We start from the raw sequence: 6,925 nt of genomic DNA, 5'->3' as shown, positions 1-6,925 counted from the left end.
GGACCCGCGCCACCCCGGTCGGCCCCGGTCAGCTCCCGTACGCGTCGGTGCGCGACGGCCCGCCGGTGGCCCGGTCGCCGGCGAGGATCAGCTGGTGCAACCGGCGCAGCTCGTGGCAGGGGTCGATGCCCAACGCCTCGGCGAGGTGCCTGCGGAAGCGGTCGTAGTGCGCCAGCGCCTCGGTCCGCCGGCCCGTGCGGTGCGCGGCGAGCATGTACTGGGCCGTGAGGCGCTCGCTCAAGGGGTTCTCGGTGACCTGGAGGGCCAGCGTCGCGGCGATCCGGTCGTGCTCGCCGGCGGCCAGCGCGAGGTCCGCGTGGGCGTGCATGACGGCGAGCCGCTGCTGCCGGGCGGTGTGGCGCAGCTCGTCCGCCCAGGCGCTGTCCAGGGCGGGCAGCGGGTCGCCGCCCCACAGGTCCAGCGCCCGGCGCAGGAGGTCCCCGTCGGGGGTGCCGGCGCGGATGCCCGCGAAGGCCGCGCGCAGGGTGTGGAGGTCGCTGACCGAGGTGTCCGCCTCCAGGAGGTAGCCACCCGACCTGCGCCTCAGGGTGATCCCCGGCGCCGGCGCGAGGGCCCGGCGCAGGCGGGAGACGTAGCTGTAGACGGTGCTGCGGCTGCCGGGCGACCGCTGGTCGCCCCAGACGCGGTCCAGCAGCCGGTCGATGGTGACGACGGTGTTCGCGTCGGCCAGCAGCACGCCCAGCACGTGGCGCTGGAGGGCGTGGCCGAGGTCGAGCGCCCGGCCGTCGACGTACACCTCCACCTCGCCGAGGAGGCGGGTGCTCACCGCCATGTCCCGGCTCCTCCCCGGTGCGCGCGGACGGGCGCCGGCGGCGGCGCGGTGGTGCTCCGTGGTGGGCGCGGCATCGCGAATCCTCTCCTCCTGGCCCTCGCCCGGGACGCGGCGTGGCGGCGCGTCGCGGGGCTGACGGGGGTCGGTGAGGACACCGAATCCGTCCGATCCGGTGTCCGACAACACCGGCTGACCGGCCCGGACACGTCCAGGACGCGTCCCGGACACCGCCTCTGGCGGGTGGTCGGGGCGCCGGCGGAAAAGGCGAATGCCGAGTGGTCTGGTCCGCCGGGTGCCATCCTGGGTGCGGCAGCGCACAGCGCCGGCGCGGCGGGGGCCGCGCGGTACCGCTCAGGAGGTGGGGGAGATGGGCGCCGAACCGTGGTGGATTCCACCCGACACCGACAACCCGGCGGAGTTCGTCGCCGCGCTGGGCGAGCTGCGCCGCCGGACCGGCCTGAGCTACCGCGAGCTGGAGCGCCGCGCGTCCCGGGCGGGCGACGTGCTCCCGACCTCCACGCTCAACACCGCCCTGACCCGCAACACCCTGCCCAGCAAGCAGGTGGTGGTCGCGTTCCTGCGCGCCGCCGGCGCCACGGCCGACACGGTCACGGCCTGGACCGCGGCCCGTGCCGCGCTCGCCGCCGACCGGGCACCCGCGACCACCGCCGCGGTCACGCGTGAAGACGGCAGACCGGCCGGACCACCGCGGAGCGCCTTACCCGAGCCGCCCTCGGTTCCCGACCGGGCGGCTCCTCACCGGGACGTTCCCGACCAGGCGGCTCCCGACCAGGCAGTTCCCCTTCGGGCAGTTCCCCGCCAGGCGACTCCCCGTCCGGCGACCCGCCCGCGACACCGGGCCGCCCTGCCGACGGCGGCGGCCGTGCTGTGCTCGCTGCTCCTCGCCGTGCTGGCGGCCTCCACCCCGGACCGCCGCCCCGCGACCGGCACGGACGCCGACGGGGACCTCACCCGGCCCGCCACCACCTCCCAGGTCACGTCCGAACTCGCCGCGCCGCCCGAGGAGACCGCGACGGGCGAGCCGGTGAACGCCGTGGTCGACGACCGGCCGCCCGCCGTGCCGCAGCGGGGTGGCGGCGACCCCCAGCGACCGCGCCCGCCGGTGACGACACCGCCGCCGACCGGCACGACCACCTCGTCCCCGCTCCCGCCGACCACCACGCCCACACCCACCACCACGGTCCCGCCGGCGCCGACGACGTCCTCCGCCGCCCCCTGCGAACCGCCCACCGCCTGCACGGACCCGGTCGGCCAGACCGGGCACCGCGCCCGGCGGTGATCGGTCAGGAATGGAGAAGCGCAGGTCACCGGGCCGCGCCTAGCGTTCCCGGCATGACCTCCATCGACGCCGTCACCCTCGAAGTCGCCGACCCCACCGCCGCCGAGCGCTTCTACGCTACGGCTTTCGGCCCGGACGTCCCGCTGCGCCTGCGCGCCTCGCGGGAACCCACCACCGGCTTCCGGGGTTTCACCCTGTCCCTCCTCGTGCCCCAGCCGGCCGACGTCCACGCCCTGGTCGACGCCGCCGTCGGCGCCGGGGCCTCGGTGCTCAAGCCCGTCGCGAAGTCGATGTGGGGCTGCGGCGGGGTCGTGCAGGCCCCGGACGGGACGATCTGGAAGGTCGCCACCTCGGCCAGGAAGGACACCGGCCCGGCCACCCGCCGGGTCGAGGGCGTCGTGCTCCTGCTGGGTGTCGCGGACGTCGCCGCGAGCAAGCGCGCCTACCTCGAACGGGGCTTCACCGCGGCCAAGAGCTTCGGCCGCGTGTACGTCGAGTTCGCGGCCGGGTCGGGCCCCGTCAAGTTGGCCCTGTACCGGCGGCGGTCACTGGCCAAGGACGCCGGCGTCGCCCCGGAGGGCACCGGGTCGCACCGGATCGCGATCGTCGGCGCCCGCGAGCCGTTCACCGACCCGGACGGGTTCGCCTGGGAGCCCGCCGCCGTCACGACCCCGTCGTGACGACCCCGTCCGGTCGCCGCCGCCGTGGCGCGTCCCGGACCCGGCGCGCTCCGGCGGCGGGCGCCGGCCTGATCCACCAGGGCGCGAGTTGGCGCGGTCGCCGCGCGATCGCGTCGAGGACCAGGCCCGTGGTGTCCGACCGGGTCAGGCCGAGCGCCCGCCGCAGGGGCGAGGCCGGTTCGTTGGAGGCGGAGCGCACGAACCCGGTGTAGATGCCGGTGATCGCCACGCCGGTGGTGCGCGCCTCCCGCGCCAGGCCGCGGAACCAGGCGTCGAACGCGGCGCGCGCCGCCCGGTGGTCGCCCCACCACGGCGGCACGGGCAGGCGGGCGCCGGCGTCGAAGACGGCGATCAGGTGGGCCGAGCCGCGGGTCCTCATCGAGGGCAGCAGGGCGCGGATGAGCGTGGTCGGGCCCGCGAAGTGCGCGGTGAACAGGTGGTGGCCCTCCCGCGCCCGGTGGCGGGACCGGGACGCCGCCCGCCGGACCGGCCCGCTCGCGTGGTGGACCAGGACGTCGACGCCCCCGTGCTCGTCGAGCACCCGCTCGGCGAGTTCCCGCATGGCGCCGGGGACGGCCGGGTCGACGAAGTAGCGGACCACCGGCTCGTGCGGTTCGCAGGCGGGCACGACGACCTGCTCGGTCGGGTGTGCGGTGACGAGGACCTTCGCGCCGGCGTGGGCCAGCTGCCAGGCGGGCGCCTCGGCGGTGGCGCCCGCCACCCCGGTCACCAGGACCGTCCGGCCGGACAGGGCGTGGCGGAGCTGGGCGTCACCCATGCGAATCCTCACCCATGCGAATCCTCCTCGGCCGGGGGCTGCCCGCCGTCGACCGCCGCAGCCCGCCGGAATGATCCACGCCGGCTCGTGTGACGGGCCATTCCCCGGACGCATGACGGGGTGCTCACCGCTCGTGCCCGAGGCCCGTCGCGTCGCACGGCCGGTCGTGATCACCTCATCAGGTGGGTTGGTCGCCACCCGCGTGTGACGCCCGCGGCGACGTCGCGCCCGGCGGTCCGGGGTGAAGTACCGTCTCGCTCGCACGGCGGACGGTGCGGCGGACCCGGGGTTCGAAGGGCTTTTCAGGATGTCCGACCAGGACGGCGGCGAGTTCGCGGGCAGCGGCGCCCGGGGCGCCGCGTGCCGCATGGGCGGTCTGGACGCCCTCCTGTGGCGCGTCCAGGAGGACCCGGCGCTGCGGTCGCCGATGACGTTGGTGGGCGTCCTGGACGGCGCTCCCGACTGGGACGCGTTCCTCGCCGAGCACGAGCGGTACCTGAGGCTGGTGCCCCGGCTCGGCCTGCGGGTGTTCGACGGCCCGCTGAAGGTCGGGTTCCCGAGGTGGGGGCCGGACCCGGGGTTCGACCTGGGCTACCACGTGCGGCGGGTGCGGCTGCCCGCCCCCGGCGGCCTGGGCGCGTTGACGGCGTTGGCGCGCACGGTGGCCCAGAGCCCGTTCGACCTGCACCGGCCGCTGTGGGAGTCGGTGCTGGTGGAGGACGTCGGCGGGGGTCGCGCGGGCTGCGTGCTGAAGCTGCACCACAGCGTCGCGGACGGCATCGGCGTCGCCGGCATGGCGGAGCTGCTGTTCGAGCCGGACCCGGACGCGCGCCGGCGGGCCGACGAGCGCGCCGCGGCCCTGGCCCGTGAGGCGGAGGCGTCCCGGGCGGCCGGCGGGTCGGCGGCCGAGGCGGTCGCCGACGCGATCAGGGCGGGGAGCCGGCTGCTGGGCGTGGCGGCGCACCCGGTGCGCGCGGTGCGGGGCGCGGGCGCGGTGGTCAGGTCGCTGGTGCACGCGCTGTCCCCTGTGGACGTCCCGGTGTCGCCCCTGCTGCGCGGGCGCGGTGGCCCGTGGCGGTTCCTGCCGCTGGACGTCCCGCTCGACGCCCTGCGCGGCGCGGCGCACGCGGTCGGGGGGACGGTGAACGACGCGCTGGTCGCCGCGGTGCTCGGCGCGCTGCGCCGCTACCACGGGCACTTCGGGGTTGAGCAGGCCGCGATGCCCGTGGCGATCGCGCTGGGGCGGCAGGGCGCGCAACACCCGCGCAGCGGCAACGACTTCTCCTTCGCCCGGGTGCCCGCGCCGGTGGGCGAGGCCGACCCGGCGCGGCGGATGCGCGCGGTGGGCGAACTCGTCGGCGGGGTGCGGGGCGAGCAGTCGGCGGGCAAGCCGGCCAGGTTCGCCGGGGTGGCGGCGCTGCTGCCGACCGCGGTGCTCACGCCGGTCGTGCGGAAGGTGGCCCACGGGGTGGACGTGCACATCAGCAACGTCCGCGGACCGGCGCGGCCCCTGGCGCTGGCGGGGCGGCGGCTGCTGGCCTGCTACCCGTTCGGCCCGCTGCCGGCGACCGCGGTGTGCGTGTCGATGGGCTCCTACGCGGGCACGTGCTGGGTCGGCGTCAACGTCGACACCGCCGCCGTCACCGACCCGGACCTGTTCGCCCGCTGCCTGGCCGAGGGGTTCGACGAAGTCCTCGCCGAGCCCGTACCGCGGCACGACCCGGCAGGCGAACCGCGTCGAGGGGGACCTGACCGATGACGGCGACCGGCGATGGCGCGAACGGCAGTCCGACCGACCCCACCCCCGAGGAGATCGGGGCCAACTACGACCGGTTCACCGACCTGTACGGGATGATCATCGGAGACGTGGGCGTGCACCTCGGCCTGTGGTCCGAACCCGGTGAACGCGCGCCCGCCGCCACGCTCGGCGACCTGGCCAACAGGGCGCAGGAGCGGCAGACGGAGCACCACATCAGGACGCTCCGGCTCAAGGCGGGCGAGCACCTGCTGGACATCGGCTGCGGCACCGGCGTGCCCGCGGTCCGGGTGGCCCAGCGCACCGGTGCCCGCGTCACCGGCGTCAACGTCAGCCGCGAGCACCTCGCCAGGGCCGAGGCGGTGGCCCGGTCGGAGGGCGTCCACGACCGCGTCGAGTTCCGCTACGGCAACGCCATGGACCTCGACTTCCCGGACGGGTCGTTCGACGCCGCGCTGTCGATCGAGGTGTTCGTCCACCTGTCCGACCGGCCGAGGGCGTTCCGCGAGGCCGCCCGGGTGCTGCGGCCCGGCGGTCACTTCCTGATGAGCGACTTCACCCTGCGCGGCACCCCCGACGAGGACGAGCTGGACGCCTACCTGCGGGTCTGGCGCTGCGTGCGGCCGACCACGCCCGCGGAGACCATCACGTGGGCGGCCGACGCGGGCTTCGAGCTGGCCGGGGTCGAGGACATGACGCAGAACTGCGCGTTCACCGGCGACCTGATGTCCCTGCTCTACGCCGACCGGCACGACGAGATCGTCGAGCGCTACGGGCCGGAGCCGGTCGCGGAGTTCGACCCGCTGGTGCCGCTGATGCGCTCCTGCGTCCGGGACCACCTCGGTTCCTACCTGTTCCTCTTCCGCAAACCCGCCGGGGCCTGACGGGACACCGCCGAGGTCACCCGATCCTCGGCGACCCTCAGCCGGCCTCGGTGGCCTCGTCGTCGCAGGTGGCGCGCAGCAGGTCGTCGCGGGCGCGGGCGACCCGCGACCGGATGGTGCCGACCGGGCAGCCCGAGACCTCGGCCGCCTCGGCGTAGGGCAGGCCCAGCACCTGGGTCAGCACCAGCGCCTCCCGGCGGTCCGGGTCCAGCCCGTCCAGCAGCAGGTTCAGCTCCACCACGCCCTCGAAGCCGGTGTCGGCGGCCTTCCGGTCGGCCTCCTGCGCCCAGTCCGCGCCGGCGGACAGGCGCGGTCGCGACCGCGCCGTGCGGATCTGGTCGACCACGACGCGGCGGGCGATGGCCAGCAGCCACGTGCGCGCGGAGGACCGCCCGGCGAAGCGGCGCAGGCTGGTCAGGGCGCGGGCGTAGGTCTCCTGGGCGAGGTCGTCGGCCGCGCCGACGTCGGCGAGGTGCGCGATGAACCGCCACACGTCGCGTTGGGTGGCCCGGACGAACCGCTCCAGGGCGTCCCGGTCACCGGTGCGGGCCCGGAGCGCCCAGCGCGTCACCTCGTCGTCGGGTGCTGTCACGATTCCGGATGGTAACCACCCGGTGCCGGGAACTCGTGGGCCGAACGGGCCGACTACTGGGACGTGGACTGCCGACCCCGCCGCCGCCCTCGCCGCGAAGCGCTGTCCGCGCCGGCCCCGGTCGGCGCGGTGCCCGCCGGCG

At 76.4% G+C, this 6,925-nt stretch carries 7 protein-coding genes; 4 read left to right on the top strand and 3 right to left on the bottom strand.

The window, feature by feature from the left end:
* Nucleotides 1–28: 28 nt before the first annotated feature.
* On the bottom strand, nt 29–793 hold the full coding sequence (locus ACFV4N_RS37180; protein ID WP_499677362.1) for an AfsR/SARP family transcriptional regulator: 765 nt from the start codon (nt 791–793) through the stop codon (nt 29–31).
* 367 nt (nt 794–1,160) lie between these two features.
* Between ACFV4N_RS37180 and ACFV4N_RS37175 the strand changes: the two genes are divergently transcribed.
* A complete protein-coding gene (locus ACFV4N_RS37175; protein ID WP_499677361.1) occupies nt 1,161–2,093 on the top strand; it encodes a helix-turn-helix domain-containing protein in 933 nt (310 codons plus the stop codon).
* 53 nt (nt 2,094–2,146) lie between these two features.
* Nucleotides 2,147–2,773 carry a glyoxalase gene (locus tag ACFV4N_RS37170; RefSeq protein ID WP_499677360.1) on the top strand — a complete coding sequence of 209 codons (627 nt, stop codon included), beginning with the start codon at nt 2,147–2,149 and terminating at the stop codon, nt 2,771–2,773.
* Here ACFV4N_RS37170 and ACFV4N_RS37165 read toward each other — a convergent pair.
* Entirely contained in the window at nt 2,757–3,563 is an 807-nt protein-coding gene (locus ACFV4N_RS37165; RefSeq protein WP_499677359.1) for an SDR family NAD(P)-dependent oxidoreductase, read from the bottom strand. The genes ACFV4N_RS37170 and ACFV4N_RS37165 overlap by 17 nt on opposite strands.
* A gap of 295 nt (nt 3,564–3,858) precedes the next feature.
* On the opposite strand from ACFV4N_RS37165, the gene ACFV4N_RS37160 reads away from it, so the two are divergent.
* Both ACFV4N_RS37160 and ACFV4N_RS37155 read left to right on the top strand, forming a co-directional pair.
* Nucleotides 3,859–5,310 (top strand): wax ester/triacylglycerol synthase domain-containing protein, encoded by a 1,452-nt coding sequence (locus ACFV4N_RS37160; protein WP_499677358.1) that lies wholly within the window; start codon nt 3,859–3,861, stop codon nt 5,308–5,310.
* Nucleotides 5,307–6,191, top strand: coding sequence for a methyltransferase domain-containing protein (locus tag ACFV4N_RS37155; protein ID WP_499677357.1), 885 nt, complete (start codon nt 5,307–5,309; stop codon nt 6,189–6,191). The genes ACFV4N_RS37160 and ACFV4N_RS37155 overlap by 4 nt, the downstream gene beginning before the upstream one ends.
* A 37-nt stretch (nt 6,192–6,228) precedes the next feature.
* On the opposite strand, the gene sigC is transcribed toward ACFV4N_RS37155, so the two are convergent.
* Entirely contained in the window at nt 6,229–6,783 is a 555-nt protein-coding gene (sigC, locus tag ACFV4N_RS37150; protein ID WP_499677356.1) for an RNA polymerase sigma factor SigC, read from the bottom strand.
* Between the last annotated feature and the right edge of the window lie 142 nt (nt 6,784–6,925).

Source organism: Actinosynnema sp. NPDC059797, from assembly GCF_042732085.1.
In the GTDB taxonomy this organism is placed as follows: Bacteria; Actinomycetota; Actinomycetes; order Mycobacteriales; family Pseudonocardiaceae; genus Actinosynnema.
The sequence above is the reverse complement of the archived record's forward strand: the minus strand, read 5'-3'. Positions and strand labels throughout refer to the sequence as shown.

Excerpts from the sequence above, each read along its gene's own strand:
- ACFV4N_RS37180 (WP_499677362.1), bottom strand. The coding sequence starts at position 793 with ATGGCGGTGAGCACCCGCCTCCTCGGCGAGGTGGAGGTGTACGTCGAC.
- ACFV4N_RS37175 (WP_499677361.1), top strand. The coding sequence starts at position 1,161 with ATGGGCGCCGAACCGTGGTGGATTCCACCCGACACCGACAACCCGGCG.
- ACFV4N_RS37170 (WP_499677360.1), top strand. The coding sequence starts at position 2,147 with ATGACCTCCATCGACGCCGTCACCCTCGAAGTCGCCGACCCCACCGCC.
- ACFV4N_RS37160 (WP_499677358.1), top strand. The coding sequence starts at position 3,859 with ATGTCCGACCAGGACGGCGGCGAGTTCGCGGGCAGCGGCGCCCGGGGC.
- ACFV4N_RS37155 (WP_499677357.1), top strand. The coding sequence starts at position 5,307 with ATGACGGCGACCGGCGATGGCGCGAACGGCAGTCCGACCGACCCCACC.